Source organism: Polaribacter sp. R77954, from assembly GCF_044595335.1.
In the GTDB taxonomy this organism is placed as follows: Bacteria; Bacteroidota; Bacteroidia; order Flavobacteriales; family Flavobacteriaceae; genus Polaribacter.
In genome coordinates this window covers 1,220,480-1,240,198 of the sequence record NZ_CP138992.1, presented here as the reverse complement: position 1 = coordinate 1,240,198, position 19,719 = coordinate 1,220,480, and the positions used below count along the sequence as shown (strand labels likewise).

Here is a 19,719-nt window from a genome sequence, read left to right as displayed (position 1 = left end):
GATTAATTGACAGCAAGATAGTAAAAAATGATTTTACTGATTAATAAAAGAAACGGAATGTACAGCAACCAAACCAGCAGTTTCCGTACGCAATCTGCTTTCTCCTAAAGAAATAGGAATATACTTTTTATCCAATGCTTTTTTAATCTCATCCAAAGAAAAATCACCTTCAGGACCAATAAGAATTGTTGTTTGTTCTGACGGATTTACAATTTCTTTTAAGAGATTTTTATGTTCGCCATCCTCGCAATGCGCTATACAAACTTTTCCTTCAAATTCTTGATTGATAAATTCATTAAACTTGATTGGAGTATTTAATTTTGGTAATGTAAATTTTAAAGATTGTTTCATTGCAGATTGAATAATTTTCTCAAATCGTTCAGTTTTTACAACTCGTCTTTCTGAATTCTGACAAATGATAGGTGTAATTTCATCAATACCTATTTCTGTGGCTTTTTCTAAAAACCACTCCATTCTGTCATTATTTTTGGTTGGTGCAATAGCTATGTGTAAATGATAATTCCACGGTTTTGGTTTTTCTTCTGAATAAATAATGTCTGCAATGCATTTTTTATCACTTGCAATGGTAATTTTTGCATCAAACAAAAACCCTTTTCCGTTTGTTATTTTTAGAATATCATCTTCTGTTTTCCTTAAAACCCTAACAATATGCCTGCTCTCGGTTTTATCAAAAGTAATTTGAGTGGTGTTTATATCAATATCAGAATTATAAAAAAGCTGCATTGTTTATATTATTTTCAACGTTGTAAGTTTCTGGGTTTCAAAATATTTTATTGTAGCCAAAAACAAAGTGTTTTATTGAATGTTTTTACGATACGTTCTTCTTCTTTTATGCGTAACAGGATTAAAATCATCCCAAATCTTTTTTATAGATTCGTTGTCTTCTAATTCAGGAGTTCTGATACAATTTATGATCCTTTTTTTACTGAAAGTTGTGGTGTATTGGTCAAAAATAATTGCAGTTACTCCTTTATTTTGATAATCTGGATGCACACCAATCAAATAAAAAGTAACGTCTTTGGCCATTTTTTTAGCCTTTAACAAACGTAAAATTCCTAATGGAAAAAGTTTACCTCTTGCTCTTTGTAAGGCTCTAGAAAAAGAAGGCATTACTATAGCAAAAGCTACTAATTTCTTATTTTCATCCATTACAAATTTTATATATTCTGGGTTTATGAATGAAATATATTTACGTTTAAAATAATCAATTTGATCTTCTGAAACGGGTACGTATGTTGATAGTTTAGAGTAAGAAGCGCTAAATACTTCAAACATCTCATCAACATAAGGCATAATATCTTTGGTTTTTTTAAAGTCTAATGCTGTTAGTTTGTATCGTCTTTTTACAATATTGCTCATTCTATTGTAATACACAGCATCTACATTTTTAAATTTAAATTTATTTTCTAGATATTCTTTTTCTTTTACATAACCTAATTGCTCAAGGTGATCTTTATAATAGGGATGATTGTACCAAGTTATCATTGTACCCATTTGTTCAAAACCGTCTATTAAAACTCCTGTTTTATCTAAGTTATTGAAACCAACAGGGCCTTCTATATATTCTAAATTGTTAGCTTTTCCTATTTCATTTACCTTATCTAAAAGTACTTTAGAGACTTCAATATCATCTATGATATCAAACCAACCAAAGCGCATTTTTTTAATTTGTTGCTTATTTACTTCGTACCAATTTATAATTGCTACAACTCTTCCTACAACTTTTTTACCTTTGTAAGCTAAAAAAAAACGAGCGTCTGCATTTTTAAAAACAGGATTTTTTTTGATATCGAAATTTGCAATTTCATCTTTAATTATTGGCGGAACCCAATATTTGTTTTTTCTGTAAAGTGAGAAAGGGAATAAAACAAAGCGTTTTATATCTCTTTTAGTTTTTGCTTCTTTTAAGGTTATCATAATTATTTGGGGGTTTTAATTATTCCTTTTTTTTTCTAGAATGGCTTCTAGTGTTTCTTCTTTTGTTCTTTTTGGTAAAAATACTAAAAAGTCTACTAAAAAAGCCTTTTTGTTTTTTATTGTATTTAGAAATAGGGGTTTCAATTACAGCTCTACCATTTTCATCCAATTCTTTAAAAGAGTCTTTATGTTTATTAATTCTGTAAGAAACACCAAAACCAGCATAATACCCAGGGGTTGTGCCTTCACTTAATATTCTACCAGAGGCATTGAGTTGCAAATTGTTGTTATATAAAAATGCCAAACCTGTTCCAAAATTTATGTTGTTTTGAAACTCTTGAAATTGCATTTGGTTTTCTATAAAAGTAGACCACCTGTTGCTAAAATTATAAGTTCCTGTTATTATGTATGATATTTCTGAGAAATCAGTTCCTATTTTATCATAAAAAACATTAGTAATTATATTAAATTTATTGGTTAAATTATGTTGTAGTAGCAAGCCTACTTTAGGAGAAATATTACCTGTTTTGTAAAAATCACCTACATAATCTGTATTTGCACCAGCATAAATTGCTACAGAAGGTATTAACCTCCTTTTATCAAAAGCAAATCTTTTTTTCCAGCTTCTAATTTCTTTACTTTTATCTTTATATTTAGGTTGAAAAAGCAAATATTTAGCACCAATTGTAAGTCTGCTTAAATTACTTTCATAATAATGTGAAGTAAAAATATTTTTAAAAGCTACTTTGTCTTTTTGTTGTGTTACCTGTACGTTTAATTCTAACTTTTCTAAAAAAAAACTCGTTCTAAATAGCAAATCAAATCCTAAAGATTGAGGTCTAGAAAAAGTAGGGTCTATTCTTGTATCCCTTAAAAAAATATTGGTTTCTAATTGATATACTCCAGTACCAACACTATAAGGGCTTTCAGAAAAACCGGGTTTGTTAGAGTTAATTACCTCTGTATATTGACCGTAAATAGATGAAAACCCGAAAAGAAATACGATTGTGAAGAATTTCTGAATAGAATTATTCATCATAAAAAATAATTTTATTTTTAAATTAATTTGCTTAACAAACATAGCATAAAAATGCTGTTTTTAAAAGAATTGCATACTTTTTTACCTTTATTACTCGTTGTGCATTATGATTTAAGAAAAAAAAGTTGTTCATCTTACTGATAATCAGTAATTTGTTTTTTGCTACAAAACATTTATAATGAACAACTTAACTGCAAATTACGAAAGAATATTGGAAGTTTTAAGAAAAATATCAAAAGAACAACTATTAAGTTACCAAAGGCGTAAGCCAAAAATGAGTGATTTAGAGTTAATAAGCTTAGCATTAACATCTGAGTTTATGGGAATTGATAGTGAGAATGATTTGTTTAGAAAACTTCCCATATCAATTTCTGTGAAAATAGAACGTAGTGTTTACAACAGGAGAAAAAGAAATTTATCAAATCATATGGATACTATTCGTTTAAAATTAGCTTCTTATTTTAATGAATTTGAAGACTACTTTATTATAGACAGTATGCCTTTAGAGATTTGTAAATTATCAAGAAGTAGCCGTTCTAAAATATGTAAAGAATCGATTTATAGTTTTCCTGATAAAGGGTATTGTGCTTCTCAAAATTCAAGGTACTATGGGTATAAGTTACACGCTGTTTGCTCGGTAAGTGGCGTTTTTCAAAGCTTTGATTTAAGTCCTGCATCTGTTCACGATATTCATTATTTGAAAGATATTCAAACGCAAATTAAAGATTGTACATTACTAGCAGACAAAGGGTATTTGTCGTCGGAAATTCAACTAAATTTATTTGAAACCTGTAAAATAACACTGAATACTCCTATGAGGAAAAATCAAAAAAACTATAGAAAACAACCTTATGTTTTTAGGAAAAAAAGAAAGAGAATAGAAACTTTATTCTCTCAACTTTGTGACCAATTTATGATCAGAAGAAATTATGCAAAATCTTTTGATGGGTTCAAAACTAGAATACTATCTAAGATAACTGCTTTAACTGTAATACAGTTTATCAATAAATTTATCTTTGATAGAAACATTAATAATCTTAAAATTAGCATTATTTAAAATGCACAACGAGTCTTTATTAAAGTTTTATAGTTTGTTAACGCTGCAATTGTTGACAAATTGTTATTTTTGATAATTATTAATACAATATAAAATGGGTTTATTAAAAATTCTAGTTTACATATTATTGTTTTACTATGCTTTTAAATTTTTAGCGAAATTATTGGCGCCTTTTTTAATGAAAAAAGTGGCAGACACAGTACAAAAAAAAGCGGAACAACAGTTTAGAGGTCAGCAAACTAAGAGTACTGTAAAAGAAGGGGAAACAATTATAGATAAAACCCCAAGAAAACAACAGCAAAGTAACTCTTCTGTTGGCGAATATATTGATTTTGAAGAGGTAGATTAATAGTTTCGATTTCTTTAAAATAGGCAGCTCAATTACTTACAATTTAAACTTAACTCGTTTTGCATTTTAAACAATGCTAATTTTATAAATTTAATTTATTTACCATTTGAAACTTAAAAAAATATTTCCCTACACCATTGCAGTTTTTGTTTTTATAGTTGCAGCAGTTCTGTATTTTCATCCTGTTTTAAAAGGACAGAAAATTGTCCAATCTGATATAACACAGTTTACTGGCATGGCTAAGGAAATTAAAGATTATAGAATTGATAAAAACAAAGAGCCTTATTGGACAGGCGCTTCTTTTAGTGGCATGCCAGCCTATCAAATAAGTGCTTATTATCCATACGATTTTGTAAGAACTTTAGATAGAACTTTTCGTTTTTTACCAAGACCAGCAGATTATACATTTTTGTATTTTTTAAGTTTTTTTGTGTTGATGATGGCACTTAAAGTATCATGGAGATTGGCCATTTTAGGAGCACTATCATTTGGCTTCTCTACATATTTAATCATAATTTTTATTCCTGGGCATAATGCCAAAGCACACGCAATAGCATATATGCCTTTAGTTTTAGCAGGAGTTTTGTGGGTTTTTCAGCGTAAATATGTATTAGGTTTTATAGTAACTGGTGTAGCTATGGCTCTAGAAATTTACACAAACCATATTCAAATGACCTATTATTTGGGTTTCTGCCTGTTGATTTTAGGAATTGTTGAGTTTATTAATGCCATAAAAAAACAAACACTTACTAAGTTTTTAAAGCAAGCAGCAGTTATAATGGCTGCAGTAATTTTGGGTATTGGAGCAAATGCACCTCGTTTAATGGCCATGAAAGAGTATGCAGATTTTAGTACAAGAGGCAAATCTGAATTGACTATCAATCCAGATGGAACTGAAAAAAAAGCCACAAAAGGTTTAGATAAAGCATACATAACTCAGTATAGTTATGCAAAATTAGAAACCTTTAATTTGTTTGTACCACGATTTATGGGAGGTGGTACCACAGAAGAACTCAATGAAAACTCAAATTTTTATCAATTGATAGAAAAAAGAGCTGGTAAAAAAGTGGCAGACGATTATTCTAAACAAGTACTTACATATTGGGGAGATCAACCCATAATTGAGGCACCTGCTTATATAGGTGCTGTAATTTTCTTTTTATTTTTCTTAGGGATTTTCTTGGTAAAAGGTAAACTAAAGCAATGGTTAGTAGCAGCTACAGTGTTTTCAATAGTACTAAGTTGGGGACGAAATTTTGAAGGATTAACTAACTTTTTTATTGATTACATTCCTTTGTACAATAAATTTAGGGCTGTTTCATCTATTCAGGTTATTGCAGAATTATGTGTGCCAATTTTAGGAGTTTTAGCACTAAAAGCATTTTTTAATTCAGATATTGCTCAGCAAAAGAAACTTAAAGCTTTGCAAAATTCCGTTTTTAGTTTTGGAGGCTTAATTATTGTAGGATTTTTGTTGGCACATAGTTTTTCAACTTTTGAAGGTATACGAGATGCAAATTATAACGATTTACCTGGTTTATTAGATGCTGTTATTGCAGATAGAAAATCGATGTTGCTTATGGATACTTTACGTTCTTTAGTATTGGTAATTGTGTCTGGCGCAGTTTTATGGATGTTTTTAAACCAAAAAATAAAAAAACCAATTGCCATAATTGGTTTAGGTGTTTTATTATTGTTTGATTTAATTTCTGTAGATAAAAAATACGTGAGTGAGGCAGATTTTAAATCATCTAGAAGAGTAGAAAAACCTTTTATTGTGTCTGAAGCAGATAAACAAATTTTAAAAGATAAAAGTCATTTTAGAGTAGGTAATTTTACAACAGATCCTATGCAAGATGGTGCTACTTCGTATTTTCATCAATCTATAGGAGGGTATCATGCTGCAAAGATGGGAAGGTATAGTGAGTTGTTTGACTATCAAATAGCAAAAAATAACATGCAAGTTTTAAACATGTTAAATACAAAGTATTTTATTGTACCTGATAAAAATGGTGCAAAACAAGCACAATTGAATCCAGATGCCAATGGAAATGCTTGGTTTGTAGACCGTGTAAAATTGGTGAATTCTGCAAATAAAGAAATACAAGCGCTCGATTCTTTGAATACAAAAACTACGGCTGTTTTAGATAAAAGTAAATTATCAGAAAATGCTAACTTTATTTTTCAAAAAGATTCTACTGCTACTATTAAATTATTAAATTATGATGTAACTACATTAAATTATCAATCTAAAACACAAAAAGAACAATTCGCAGTATTTTCAGAAATTTATTATAGAGATGGATGGAATGCTTATATAGATGACAAATTAGCACCACATTTTAGAGTAAATTATGTTTTACGTGGATTGAGAATTCCTGCAGGTGAACACGAAATTGTTTTTAAATTTGAGCCTAAAGTCATTCAAACAGGTAGCTATATTGCTTTAAGTTCTTATGCAGTTTTACTATTAGTTGCTATAGGTTGGGTTTTTTATGATGAAAAAGAGAAAAGAAAATTGAAGAAAAATGTATAAAAAAACGCCACACAGAAGGTATCGTTTAACCTTAGCATTTTTAAAAAAGAATGTTCCAAGCCCTGCTACAATTTTAGATTTAGGAGTTAGAAATCCTTTTTCAGAAATTATGGAAGCAAATGGCTACATTGTTATCAATACAGAAGGAGAAGATTTAGATGTGTTGCCAGAAATTGTTAAGAAACACAAGGTAGATGCTGTTACAGCTTTTGAAATTTTTGAACATTTAATTGCACCTTTTAATGTGTTAAGGGCTATAGAATCTACAAAAATAGTTGCCACTGTTCCTTTAAAATTATGGTTTGCAAAAGCGTATAGAAGCAAAACAGATTTATGGGATAGGCATTATCATGAATTTGAAGATTGGCAGTTTGATTGGTTGTTAGAAAAATCTGGATGGGAAATAAAAGAAACAGAAAAATGGACAAGTCCTACCCATAAAATTGGCTTTAGACCCATTTTAAGAAAGTACACTCCTAGATACTATTTTGTTTACGCCCAAAGAAAATAGGTTATGAAAATAGGAATGATTTTAGATGAGACTTTTCCTCCTGATCCTAGGGTTGAAAATGAAGCAATTTCTTTAATTAATGCAGGTCATACTGTTATTCTTTTTTGTTTAAAGTATGCTAATGAAAAGCAATCAGAAATTATAAACGGAATTCAAGTAAAAAGATATTCATCAAATAAATTAGAATATAAACTATCAGCTTTAGCTTATACAATTCCCTTTTATACTTTTTTGATGGAAAAAAAAGTAAAAAACTTTATAAGAGTTCAAAAAGTAGATGCCATTCATATTCATGATATGCGTATTGCAGATGCCGTTTTTAAAGCAAATAAACAAACAAACCTGCCTGTAGTTTTAGATTTACATGAAAATAGACCAGAAATAATGCAGTTTTATCCGCATTTGGCTAAGTTTCCAGGCAAGTTTATAATTGCTCCAAAAAAATGGAAACAAAAAGAAGAAAAATTTATAAAAAAAGCAGATAAAGTTATTGTAGTAACACAAGAAGCGAAACAAGAAATTTTAAACCGAGTTGCAATCCATCCTAATAAAGTAATTGCATTACCCAATACCGTAAGGAAAACTTTTTTTGAAAATAAAACCATTTTACCAGAAATAAAAAACGAATATAAAAGCAATTTTATGTTATTGTATATAGGTGATACAGGTTTAAGAAGAGGGGTACAAACTGCAATACAATCTGTAAAAATATTGCGTAACACTATTGCTAATATAAAGCTTGTAATTGTTGGTAAAAACTCTACAGACACTATTTTAAAAAAAATGGTTGATGATTTAGAAATCAACAATTATGTCGATTTTTTAGGTTGGAAAGACCCTAAGTTTTTTAGTTCGTATATTTTATCGAGTGCTATTTGTATATCACCATTACACAGAAATTTACATCACGATACTACATATGCCAATAAAATTTTTCAATACATGAGTTTTGGTAAACCCTTATTAGTGAGCGATGCAATTGCTCAAAAAAACATTGTTGAAAATCATAAAACAGGTTTAGTACATAGGGCTGAAGATGTAGAAGATTTTTCTAGAAAAGTGCTAAGTTTATATGGTAATAAAGTTTTACGAACAGAATTAGGAAACAATGGAGAATCGTTTGTGAAAAATCAATTTTTATGGGAACACACATCTAAGAAATTGATTGATGTATACAATAATCTTTTAAATTGAAAGTACTCATCATAACATATTATTGGCCTCCTGCAGGTGGTTCTGGGGTGCAACGTTGGTTGAAATTTGTAAAATATTTACAAAGTTTTGATATAGAGCCAGTAGTTTATACAGTTAGCGATGCCAATTATCCTAAGGAAGATAGAACGTTACTTAATGAAGTGCCAAAAGGAATTGAAGTATTAAAACAACCCATTTGGGAACCTACAGATATCATGTTTTGGAAAAAGAGAACACACCAAAAAAAAGATATTTCTAATACGACCAATAATGGTTTGTTATCATTTATTAGAGGTAATTTTTTTATTCCAGATCCTAAAATATTTTGGGTAAAATCTTCGGTTAAATTTTTGAATAATTTTTTAAAAACCAATACAATAGATGTTGTAATATCTACAGGGCCTCCACACAGTATGCATTTAATTGCCCAAAAATTACAACAACAAAATAAACTAAAATGGATTGCAGATTTTAGAGATCCTTGGGCAGATTTGTATTACAATAATGCTTTTAAGCAAATGCGTTTTGCAAAAAATAGGAATAAGAAACTAGAAAATTCGGTTTTAAAAAATGCAGATTGTATTTTAACGGTAAGTAATACATTACAAAAAGAATTTGCCAAAACATCAAAAAGAGTTGAAGTTATTACAAACGGATTTGATGATGAGGTATTATCAATTGAAAATCGGGAATTAGATACAAAATTCACCATTTCTTACATTGGTTTATTACCAAAACAAAGCAATCCTATCATCTTATTTAAAGTGTTACAAGAACTTTGTGAAAAAGATGCTGATTTTAAAAAGGACTTGCAATTGAATTTTATAGGTGATATTTCAGTGGAAGTAAAAAAAGAAATTGAGTTGCACAATTTAAATGGTAATACTGAGTTTAAGGGCTATGTTACACACCAAAAAGCAATTGAATTTCAGAAAAAAGCACAGGTTTTGTTATTGTTAATACCAAATGTAAAAAAATCAGAAGGTATCTTAACAGGTAAACTTTTTGAATATTTAACTGCAAAAAGACCTATATTAGCTTTAGGACCCGAGCAAGGAGATTTATCAAAAATATTAAGCGCCACAAATTCTGGAGTTGTAATTGGGTTTGATAATCCAAAGAAATTAAAATTAGAAATTATTGGTTTATACAAAGATTATAAAGCAGGAATGCGAAGATTTGAGTCTAAAAATATTGCCCAATTTCACAGAAAAGAATTGACTAGAAAATTATCAACTATTATAAAAAGTTTGACATAACGAATGGGAATCGTATTAAAACAATCTTTTAAAAACACACTTTTTATATATTTGGGTTTTGCTATTGGTGGTATAAATACCTTGTTTTTATATACTCGTTTTTTAGAAGATGAATATTATGGTTTGGTTACCTATTTATTGGCAACTTCTAATATTTTAATGCCTTTAATTGCCTTAGGAATACATCATACTATTGTAAAATTTTTCTCTAGTTATTTTACTAAAATAGAGAAAGATAAGTTTTTAACTTCTGTATTGTTTTTACCTTTATTGGTAGCAGTACCCATGGGGTTTTTAGGGAATTTGTTTTACGAAGAAATTAGTAATTATTTATCTGAAGAAAACCCAATTATTAAAAATTATACCTTTGTTATTTATTTAGTAGCCTTTACTTGTGCTTATTTCGAGGTATTTTATGCTTGGGCAAAAGTACAGTTTCAATCGGTTTTTGGTAATATTTTAAAAGAACTTTGGAATAGGGTAGTAGTAATGATTTTACTTTTTGCGGTTTATTTTGAATGGATTACAAAAGCAGAATTTATTTACTATTTAACAGGTGCTTATTTTTTAAGAATGTTTGTAATGATGGCTTATGCATTTACACTCTATTTTCCGAAATTTACACTTTCTAAACCCGATAATTTTAATGAAATTTTACGTTTTTCTTTATACATAATCTTAGCAGGTAGTGCAGGTGCAATAATTTTAGATATCGATAAGTTTATGATACCTGGCAAAGAATCTTTAGAAAAAGCAGCTTATTATTCAGTTGCAGTTTTTATAGGGTCTTTTATTGAAGCACCTAGTAGAGCTATGTTAAATATTTTGCAGCCCTTAACTTCTAAAACTTTAAATGAAGATAATTTAAAAGAAGTAGGTTCTTTATATAAAAAGAGTTCAATTAATTTATTGCTGATTAGTGGTTTTTTCTTTATTTTAATTAATGTGAATATCAATCAATTATTTAGTCTTTTACCTAAAGAATATGCAGGTGGTGCTTTAGTTGTTTTTATGATATCTTTATTAAAAATGTACAATGGCTTTTTGGGTAATAATGGTGCTATTATAAACAATTCTAAGTTTTACAAAATTGTATTGCCATTAAGTTTAGCAATGGCTTTTTCTGTATATTTTTTAAATAAATTGTTTTATTATACGTTAGATATGGGTACAGATGGTTTGGCCCTGGCAACGTTAATTGTTATTTTTGCAGCAAATACATTTAAACTTATATTTGTAAAAAGTAAGTTTTCAATTACACCCTTTACAAATAAAACCTTTGTAATGTTTATGGTTATAGCAAGTTTATATCTCTTGTTTAGTTTTTGGGATTTTCCAATAAAAGATATTTATTTATACAAATTTCCAATTCATCCAATTATAAATATTATTCTAAAAAGTATCATAATTGTACCTATTTATCTTTTTATAATAATCAAGCTTCATATTTCTAAAGACATTAATATACTGTTCAAAAAACTTTATAAATAACAATCTATCCAATCTGTTAAGATATGAAAGAGCAGGGCAAAAGCAATAATTCTTGTCTTTTTAAAAACTAATCCAAAGCAATACACACCTATAGCAATATAAGAATGTAGTGGATGAAAGTTAATGCTACATCTATTTTTATCAAAAATAGGATTTGCCAAGAGATGATCTAAATCTATAAACATTGCACATATAAAAATAAGGTATACTTTTTTCCAATGCTTTCTAAAAAAGAAAAAGGCAATAAAAAGAGGTGCAACAAAATGCAGTGAATAATGAATCGTGAATTTTAGCATAAAAAAAGACTTATTGTAAAAATAAGTCTTTTTAAACAATTAAAAAGTTATAAAATAACTGGGGGGCTCTTAATTGATTAATTCAAAAATATATAAATATTTTAAAGGTATAATTAACATATGTTAATTAATTAAACTATTTTTTATGATATAAGTTACTTCGAGTAAATTTCTTTGCGAATTCTACTTAATTGTACTGCAGAAATATTTAGATAAGACGCAATATGGTATTGAGGAATAAGCGTTTCTATCTGTGGAATCTCTTTTTTTAATTTTAAATAACGTTCTGTAGCATTTAAAACAGCCAATTCATAAATTCTAGCTTCTAAAAGCAAAAAGACTTTTTCTAACATTTGGTTGTAAAACCTTAAAATATGATGGTCTTTTAGTGTAAGTGCCATAAAATCTTGATATACAATTTTATATACTGTACAATCGGTTAGGCACTCGTAAGTTAATATACTTGGCATTCCAGATACTAAAGAACTTAAAGCACCAGTGGTTTTGCCTGCTGTAAAAATGGTTCTTGTGTGCTCTTTACCTTTTTCATCAGCATAAAACGAACGTACAATACCAGATTTAACAATGTAAAAATCTTTACCCACTTCGCCTTCTTTTATAAAAAAGTCATTTTTTTTAAATGTTTCTTCAGTAGCCAAATTGACGAAAGCATCTAGACTTTTTGCTGGTAAATCTTTGAACTTATTAGTAAATTGTTGAAGTGAAAACATTTTTGTTATTGTATTTACTACAGGATAGCAAAAAATATTGAATATTCAAAAAATATTATAAGAAACTTACTGCATTTGGTCCTTCCATAAACAAAAGGTCTAAAATAGATAAATTAGGGATAAAGCCATGCTTGTCATCAAACATTTGTGTATAGTTATCAAACTGTTTTTTAGGTTGATATTTTCTATCCGCCAAAACTCTAAAATCATTTTTAATATTTTCAGGTTGATAGCTGGTAGTTTTATCAAAATGTAAGTTTAATTGTAACGTATCCATTACAAAGAGATGTGCATCTATGTTTACATCTAACAAATATTTGTATTTTTTATTAAAAATAGGTGCAATATCATCTTCTAAAAAATCAAAAAAAGGCGATGTTCTATAAGCAACTTGTAAAGATTTAAAGTGCTGATCTTGCCAAGTAACATTGTTTTCAACTAATGTGTCTTTTGTTGCTTTTCTACCGTTTTTTATAGGATGTTTTACAGGTATACTTAGCAACTGTTTACCATTACTATTATAAATGTAACATCGGTTTCTATAACTTTGTTTTTGGAAATTATCTTCTATTTCAAAAATAATTTCGTCTGCTTTTACGATCTCTGTATATTGAGAAATAGGAGAAAAGTACGTTGGTATAAATAATGACATAAAAAATTTCTATGAAATATCTAAAGATAAATTTTATCAGGTTTGTAAGCGTTTTTTATCATCTTTATCAATTTAGCGTTAAAACTGAGTATCATTATTTTTGCTTAAGCATTCTTTTTTTTGCCTTTATAAAAGCTCCAGCCAATATACAAAGCAATCAATGCAAAAACGATATATCTATAAGATACAGGTTCTCCATCTCCACCAACAGTGGTAAACATTCTGTCCCAACGAATTGATTTTATTTTTGCACCTAAAGTTGGTGCATTAGCATCCCAACTGAACCAAATCATTACAGGTTTTCCTAATACATGATCAAAAGGAACATAACCCCAATATCTAGCATCTAAAGAATTGTGTCTATTGTCTCCAATTAAATAGAAATAATCTTGTTTAAAAGTGTAAGAAGTTGCTTTTTCTCCATTGATAAAAATATCATCACCATTTACTAATAAGTCATTGTTTTCATAGTTTTTTATGATTTGCTCATAAAAAGGCAACGAATTTTTATCTAGTTTTACTGTAGCACCAGCTTCAGGTATGTAAATTGGACCAAAGTTATCTTGGCTCCAACCTAATGCTTTAACATGAGGAAAAATGGCTTTATCTTTAGCGTGATTAATTTTTGTAACAGAAACTGTAAGTGGATACTTTTTTAAACGTTCAACTTCATCACTGGTTAAATTAATATTAATTTTATTTTCAACATTAATCATTTTAAGTCTTTGTGCAAACTGTGGGTTAACCCCTCCAGCAACTTCGGTATATAAAGAATCTTGCCCAATTTTAGAAAGATTTCCATTTTGCTTTATGGCTTCCTGTACTTTTTCATTTTCCCAGTATTCTGTTAAAATTTTATAAACACCAGTTCGTTCTTTATCCAATAAAAATTTAGGATAGGTACTTTGGCTAATGGGTTTTTTGCACTCAAAGGTGTAATAAAATTGCAATTTAGCTCTATAAGGGAGTTCGTTCTTTTTACCATTTATATAAAAATAACCATCTTTCATTTCTAAAGAATCACCAGCAATACCTACACAACGTTTTACATAATTGGTTTTTTTATCTACAGGTTTGTAGGTAAATTTACCAGAAGTATCGCCCCACATTGTGGCTAAAGTATCTGCAGGCCAATTGAAACAAACAATGTCATTATTTTTTATTTTTTGCAAACCTGGCAAACGTGTATAAGGCAATTGAGGACTTTTTAAATACGATGCAGCTCCTGTATATGGTAAAGAGTCGTGCACCATTGGTGCTGCAATAACTGTAGATGGAACCCTAGCACCATAATGAAATTTACTTACAAATAAATAATCACCTATTAACAGCGATTTCTCTAAAGAGGATGTTGGTATGGTAAAAGGTTGCATAAAATAGGTGTGAACCAATGTAGCTGCAATTATAGCAAAAGTAATTGAGCTTACCCATTCACCCAATTCAGATCGTGGTTTTAGGCTTCTTTCAGCATTGTATTTTGCGTCTGTTGCGTAGTTGATGTAAAAAATATACAAACCTAAAGTTACAATCACTAAAAACGAATCTAACTTTTTATGAAAACCATAGGTTCTTATGGTTTCTATCCAAATTACAGGAAACATCAATAGGTTTACAATAGGGATAAAAAGCAATACTATCCACCATTTTGGACGATTTATAATTTGCATTAAAATCACTCCATTATAAATAGGTACTGCTGCTTCCCAAGCTTTTCTACCTGCTTTTACATATAATTTCCAAGTACCCAAAAAGTGAATTACCTGTATAGCTAAAATAAAAATCAACCATTGTGTATACGTCATAACCTCAATATTGCTTTTTTGTTCTATCGCAGTCTAGAACTCTATTTATTTTTTAAAACCTCTCGAAAACTGCGTTTGTATTGTCTAACATTTTTTGTTTTCAAATATCAATCGAGAAGATAGTAGTTAGTAACTACTTTAATTTTATGTTACACTTTTTAGGAGATGTTTAACACATCTTTCATTGTAAAAACACCTTTTTTGTTTAAAATCCATTCTGCAGCAATAACAGCACCTAAAGCAAAACCTTTTCTGTTGTGTGCAGTGTGTTTTATTTCAATAGTATCTACATTAGAATTGTACCAAACAGTGTGTGTGCCAGGTACATCAGGAATTCTTTTTGCAACAATGGATACTTCATTTTCAGTATTTTCATCACCTAAAACCCAAGCCGATTTTGTAGTATTTTCAATTACACCTTCTGCTAAAGTTATGGCTGTACCACTTGGAGCATCTAATTTTTTGGTATGATGAATTTCTTCCATAGAAACGTTATAGTCTTCTAAAGTACTCATCATTTTTGCCAACTGTTTATTCAATTCAAAAAAGATATTTACGCCTACACTGTAATTAGAAGCATATATAAAGCCTCCATTTTTTTGTTTACATAACGCAACAGCATCTTCATATTTGTCTAACCAACCAGTGGTTCCAGAAATTACAGGAACGTTGTTGTGTAAACAATCTGTAATATTAGTAAAGGCTGAATTTGGTACACTAAAATCAATAGCAACATCTGCCAAAGTAATGTCAATTTTATCATCAACATCTTTACGAATTACTATTTCATGACCTCTAGAAATTGCAATTTTTTCAATTTCTTTGCCCATTCTTCCATAACCTAAAAGTGCAATCTTCATTTTAAAATGTATATTTAAATGTTAAGCCTACTTTTGGAGATTCGAACTGTATAGGATCTGCAATAAAAGTAGGTCTTAGTGATAAATTATCGTCTGTATTAAATTGTAATAAATGAGCGTTTACACTGGCCTCTACAATTTGTAAAATGTATAAAATTATTCCTGATAAAAGCGAAAAATCTCTGTTTTCGCTCAATTGTTCTTGAGCGGTTTCTAATGTAGTAGTAGATAAAAGTTCTGAGCCATCATCTAATGTAAACTCATCTTGTAAGCCTGTTTTTCTTAATCTGTATGCAGTTCTATATCGCTTATAATCGCTATTGTTTATTTGATAATAATACGTTGGTATGGCTAATGCGCCCCAAACAATAGGCGCTTTCCAATATTTTTTGTTGTATATCTGCCCTAAACCAGGAAAAATAGCCGAATAAAAAGCGGCTTTTGATGGTTTTAATGGATCGTAAATTCCTTGAGGAATATTTAATTTACCATCAATTTTAAGATCTTTAACTTTAACAGCAGTAGAATCTTTTTGCGAAAAAAGTGTCGTAATAAAAAATACGAATAAAAGAAAACAGATATGTTTTTTAAAAAACACTTATTTTAATAAGTTTTTAATTCGATTAAAATCTTCTTCTGAATGAAAAGGAATTGATATTTTTCCTTTACCATTATTACTTACTGTAATATCTATTTTATGACCAAAAAAAGCACTAATTTCATTTTTACTTTCTTTTACAAAAGTAGGTATTGCTTTCTTTTTAGGTTTAGCAATAGCCCCTGTTTTTAAGTTTTTTACTAAATCTTCAGTTTGCCTAACAGATAATTTATCACGTAAAACTTTTTCATAAATGGCCAATTGATCTTCTGTATTTTCAACATTAATCATTGCACGTCCATGACCCATAGAAATAAAACCATCTCTCATACCTGTTTGTAAAATTGGGTCTAATTTTAATAAACGTAAATAATTGGTAACTGTAGATCGTTTTTTACCCACTCTTGTACTCAATTCTTCTTGAGTTAACTGAATTTCATCAATTAAACGTTGGTAAGAAAGTGCGACTTCAATTGGGTCTAGATTTTTACGCTGAATGTTTTCAACCAATGCCATTTCTAGCATTTCTTGATCGTTAGCTAAACGAATGTAAGCAGGTATGCTTTTACTACCAATTAATTTTGATGCTCTAAATCTTCGTTCACCAGAAACCAATTGAAACTGATTGCCCGCCATTTTACGAACGGTAATAGGTTGTATTACACCTAGTTCTCTAATAGAACTTGCTAATTCTCTAAGTGCTTCTTCATCAAAATAAGTTCTTGGTTGGTAAGGGTTTACATCAATTAAATTTAAATCAATTTCTATGATATTACCCACAACTTTGTCTGCATTTTTGTCTGATGCAGAATTTATATTTGGTGTTTCTTGCAACAACGCAGATAATCCTCTTCCTAAAGCCTGTTTCTTAGTTGCTTTTGCCATTTTACGCGTTCTTTTTTAATAATTCTTGTGCCAAATTTAAGTAATTTACAGCACCTTTACTGGTAGCATCGTAGGCAATAATACTTTCACCATAACTTGGTGCCTCACCTAAACGTGTATTTCTTCTTATAATAGTATCAAAAACCATGCTAGAAAAATGTTTTCTAACTTCGTCAACTACTTGGTTTGAAAGACGTAAGCGAGAGTCAAACATGGTTAGTAATAACCCTTCTATATCTAAATTTGGGTTGTGAATTTTTTGCACACTTTTTATGGTGTTTAGTAATTTACCCAATCCTTCTAATGCAAAATATTCGCATTGAATAGGAATAATTACTGAATCTGCAGCAACTAAAGAGTTTAAGGTAATTAAACCTAGTGAAGGCGCACAGTCAATAAGAATATAGTCATAATCATCTTTGATATCCATGATTGACTTTTGTAACATATACTCACGATTTTGTTTATCTACCAATTCAATTTCTATGGCAACCAAATCTATATGTGCAGGTATAAGATCTACATTTGGTGATGTTGTACTCACAATAGCTTCTTTTGCACTTATAGTGTGCTCTAAAACTTGATAAGTACCCAACTCAACAGCATCAACATCTACACCCAAACCAGAGGATGCATTTGCTTGAGGATCAGCATCAATCAATAATACTTTTTTTTCTAAAACCCCTAAAGAAGCTGCTAAATTTACACTTGTGGTAGTTTTTCCAACTCCTCCTTTTTGATTTGCAATAGCAATAATTTTTCCCATAAAAATTGTATGTTACTAAAAGGTAAAATTACATTTTTTTCTTGTGTAAAGAAATGAAAGATGTTAACAAAAAGATAAAAATTTAAGATATTGTAAATTAATAGAATACACTTGTTTTTCTTTTGTTTTTAAACAATTTTTAAAAATGCAATTGTAAGTTACAAACACTACTCTTTTTCAGGAATATTTTTTAATACCTCTTTAAGTAATCGCCAAAATTTTTGAGTTGATGAAATTTGCGCACGCTCGTCTGGAGAATGTGCTCCTTTAATATTAGGTCCAAAAGAAATCATTTCTAGGTTCGGATAATTTTGTCCCAAAATTCCGCATTCTAAACCTGCATGACAAGCAGCTACATTGGGTTGTGTATTAAATAAATTGATGTAAGTACTTTCTACCGTTTTTAATATGGAAGCGTTCATATTTGGTAACCATCCAGGATAGGTTCCTGAAAAATCAACATTTAAATCGGCCAGTTCAAAACAGGCGCGTAACGAATTCGCTAAATCCCATTTGTTACTTTCTGATGATGAACGTGTTAAGCAACCTATTTTAATTTTACCTTCTTTTACAATAATTCTTGCAATATTATTAGATGTTTCCACTAAACCCTCCACATCAGGACTCATTCTATACACGCCATTTAAAGCTGCATAAATAGCTTTTATAAATTTTTCTTGAGCATCGATTTCCATGATTTTCTTTGGAATTTCAACTTCTTGAATATCAATAGATAAATTAGGTTCTAATGTTTTAAACTCTTGTTTTATGTTGTTAATAAGCGCTTCACTTTCTAATAAAAAAGTTGCTTTACAAGTACTGTTAATTACAACAGTTGCAAAACTTTCTCTAGGAATTGCATTACGCAAACTACCGCCATTAATTTCTGAGATTCGTAATCCATAGTTTTCTAAACCATCAAACAAAACACGATTCATAATTTTGTTTGCGTTTCCTAATCCTTTAATAATATCCATTCCAGAATGCCCACCATTTAAACCAGTTACAGCAATATGGTAAGCAATAACATTGCCTACAATAGCTTCTTCTTGGTAAGTTCTTGTAGCAGTTACATCTACACCACCTGCGCAACCAATTCCAATTTCATCATCTTCTTCGGTGTCTAAATTCAACAGAATTTCACCTTGTAAAAGTCCGCCTTCTAAACCCATTGCACCTGTCATTCCAGTTTCTTCATCAATGGTAAATAAAGCTTCTATTGCAGGATGTGGAATATCAGTAGCAGACAAAACAGCCATAATTGCAGCAACACCTAAGCCATTATCTGCACCTAAAGTTGTACCTTTTGCTTTTACCCAATCACCATCAATAAACATTTTAATGCCTTTATTATCAAAATCAAAATCCGTATCTGCATTTTTTTGATGCACCATATCTAAATGCCCCTGCATTACAATTGCTTTTCTATTTTCCATGCCAGATGTAGCTGGTTTTTTGATGATTACATTCCCAACCTTATCCACAGCAGTTTCTAAATTAAGATGGTTACCAAAATCAACCATAAATTTGATGATACGTTCTTCTTTTTTTGAGGGTCTAGGTACAGCATTTAAATCTGCAAAGTGATTCCAAACGCTTTTTGGAGCAATATTTCTGATATTTTGGCTCATATGTTTTCTTGAATTTAACGTCAAATTTAATTAAAAGTTTAGGATTTTATAATTCTAATGTACATAAAAAACGTTGCCTCGAATGCACAAAAGAAATTGTGTATTCGAGGCAAAGAAAAATGAG

19 protein-coding genes are annotated in these 19,719 nt (G+C 29.6%); 7 read left to right on the top strand and 12 right to left on the bottom strand.

Annotated features, from left to right (window positions below; translation table 11 throughout):
• Positions 1 to 33: 33 nt before the first annotated feature.
• The 3 genes from SJY27_RS05350 to SJY27_RS05340 all read right to left on the bottom strand — a co-directional run bounded on the left by SJY27_RS05350 (position 34) and on the right by SJY27_RS05340 (position 2,977).
• Positions 34 to 744 (bottom strand): 16S rRNA (uracil(1498)-N(3))-methyltransferase, encoded by a 711-nt coding sequence (locus tag SJY27_RS05350; protein WP_397447231.1) that lies wholly within the window; start codon positions 742 to 744, stop codon positions 34 to 36.
• Between the two features lie 72 nt (positions 745 to 816).
• Positions 817 to 1,938, bottom strand: a complete 1,122-nt coding sequence (locus tag SJY27_RS05345; protein WP_397447230.1) for a GTP cyclohydrolase — start codon at positions 1,936 to 1,938, stop codon at positions 817 to 819.
• Between the two features lie 19 nt (positions 1,939 to 1,957).
• Positions 1,958 to 2,977, bottom strand: coding sequence for a transporter (locus SJY27_RS05340; protein ID WP_397447229.1), 1,020 nt, complete (start codon positions 2,975 to 2,977; stop codon positions 1,958 to 1,960).
• Between the two features lie 178 nt (positions 2,978 to 3,155).
• Between SJY27_RS05340 and SJY27_RS05335 the strand changes: the two genes are divergently transcribed.
• The 7 genes from SJY27_RS05335 to SJY27_RS05305 all read left to right on the top strand — a co-directional run bounded on the left by SJY27_RS05335 (position 3,156) and on the right by SJY27_RS05305 (position 11,374).
• The gene (locus tag SJY27_RS05335) at positions 3,156 to 4,034 is read left to right on the top strand and encodes an IS982 family transposase (protein ID WP_397446959.1); all 879 of its coding nucleotides are present in this window, start codon (positions 3,156 to 3,158) and stop codon (positions 4,032 to 4,034) included.
• Positions 4,035 to 4,128: 94 nt separating this feature from the next.
• Positions 4,129 to 4,383, top strand: coding sequence for a DUF4834 family protein (locus SJY27_RS05330; protein ID WP_397447228.1), 255 nt, complete (start codon positions 4,129 to 4,131; stop codon positions 4,381 to 4,383).
• Positions 4,384 to 4,489: 106 nt separating this feature from the next.
• Positions 4,490 to 6,919, top strand: a complete 2,430-nt coding sequence (locus SJY27_RS05325; protein ID WP_397447227.1) for a YfhO family protein — start codon at positions 4,490 to 4,492, stop codon at positions 6,917 to 6,919.
• On the top strand, positions 6,912 to 7,430 hold the full coding sequence (locus SJY27_RS05320) for a methyltransferase (RefSeq protein WP_397447226.1): 519 nt from the start codon (positions 6,912 to 6,914) through the stop codon (positions 7,428 to 7,430). Before SJY27_RS05325 ends, SJY27_RS05320 begins: the two co-directional genes overlap by 8 nt.
• Before the next feature lie 3 nt (positions 7,431 to 7,433).
• The gene (locus tag SJY27_RS05315) at positions 7,434 to 8,624 is read left to right on the top strand and encodes a glycosyltransferase family 4 protein (protein WP_397447225.1); all 1,191 of its coding nucleotides are present in this window, start codon (positions 7,434 to 7,436) and stop codon (positions 8,622 to 8,624) included.
• On the top strand, positions 8,621 to 9,883 hold the full coding sequence (locus SJY27_RS05310) for a glycosyltransferase family 4 protein (protein WP_397447224.1): 1,263 nt from the start codon (positions 8,621 to 8,623) through the stop codon (positions 9,881 to 9,883). The genes SJY27_RS05315 and SJY27_RS05310 overlap by 4 nt, the downstream gene beginning before the upstream one ends.
• 3 nt (positions 9,884 to 9,886) lie before the next feature.
• Complete coding sequence (locus SJY27_RS05305) at positions 9,887 to 11,374, top strand: lipopolysaccharide biosynthesis protein (protein WP_397447223.1); 1,488 nt, start codon at positions 9,887 to 9,889, stop codon at positions 11,372 to 11,374.
• On the opposite strand, the gene SJY27_RS05300 is transcribed toward SJY27_RS05305, so the two are convergent.
• From SJY27_RS05300 to SJY27_RS05260, 9 genes are all read right to left on the bottom strand, one after another.
• Positions 11,365 to 11,670, bottom strand: coding sequence for a DUF6122 family protein (locus SJY27_RS05300; protein ID WP_397447222.1), 306 nt, complete (start codon positions 11,668 to 11,670; stop codon positions 11,365 to 11,367). The two genes, SJY27_RS05305 and SJY27_RS05300, sit on opposite strands and share 10 nt — an antisense overlap.
• A 155-nt stretch (positions 11,671 to 11,825) precedes the next feature.
• Complete coding sequence (locus SJY27_RS05295; RefSeq protein ID WP_397447221.1) at positions 11,826 to 12,401, bottom strand: Crp/Fnr family transcriptional regulator; 576 nt, start codon at positions 12,399 to 12,401, stop codon at positions 11,826 to 11,828.
• Between the two features lie 55 nt (positions 12,402 to 12,456).
• Complete coding sequence (locus SJY27_RS05290; protein WP_397447220.1) at positions 12,457 to 13,053, bottom strand: WbqC family protein; 597 nt, start codon at positions 13,051 to 13,053, stop codon at positions 12,457 to 12,459.
• Between the two features lie 104 nt (positions 13,054 to 13,157).
• The gene (gene lepB / locus SJY27_RS05285) at positions 13,158 to 14,855 is read right to left on the bottom strand and encodes a signal peptidase I (RefSeq protein WP_397447219.1); all 1,698 of its coding nucleotides are present in this window, start codon (positions 14,853 to 14,855) and stop codon (positions 13,158 to 13,160) included.
• A 158-nt stretch (positions 14,856 to 15,013) separates the two neighbouring features.
• On the bottom strand, positions 15,014 to 15,715 hold the full coding sequence (gene dapB, locus SJY27_RS05280; protein WP_397447218.1) for a 4-hydroxy-tetrahydrodipicolinate reductase: 702 nt from the start codon (positions 15,713 to 15,715) through the stop codon (positions 15,014 to 15,016).
• A gap of 1 nt (position 15,716) precedes the next feature.
• The gene (locus SJY27_RS05275; RefSeq protein WP_397447217.1) at positions 15,717 to 16,313 is read right to left on the bottom strand and encodes a DUF5683 domain-containing protein; all 597 of its coding nucleotides are present in this window, start codon (positions 16,311 to 16,313) and stop codon (positions 15,717 to 15,719) included.
• Positions 16,314 to 17,198 carry a ParB/RepB/Spo0J family partition protein gene (locus tag SJY27_RS05270; RefSeq protein WP_397447216.1) on the bottom strand — a complete coding sequence of 295 codons (885 nt, stop codon included), beginning with the start codon at positions 17,196 to 17,198 and terminating at the stop codon, positions 16,314 to 16,316.
• A gap of 1 nt (position 17,199) precedes the next feature.
• Positions 17,200 to 17,964, bottom strand: a complete 765-nt coding sequence (locus tag SJY27_RS05265) for a ParA family protein (protein WP_397447215.1) — start codon at positions 17,962 to 17,964, stop codon at positions 17,200 to 17,202.
• Positions 17,965 to 18,131: 167 nt separating this feature from the next.
• Complete coding sequence (locus tag SJY27_RS05260) at positions 18,132 to 19,595, bottom strand: aminoacyl-histidine dipeptidase (protein ID WP_397447214.1); 1,464 nt, start codon at positions 19,593 to 19,595, stop codon at positions 18,132 to 18,134.
• Positions 19,596 to 19,719 lie beyond the last annotated feature (124 nt).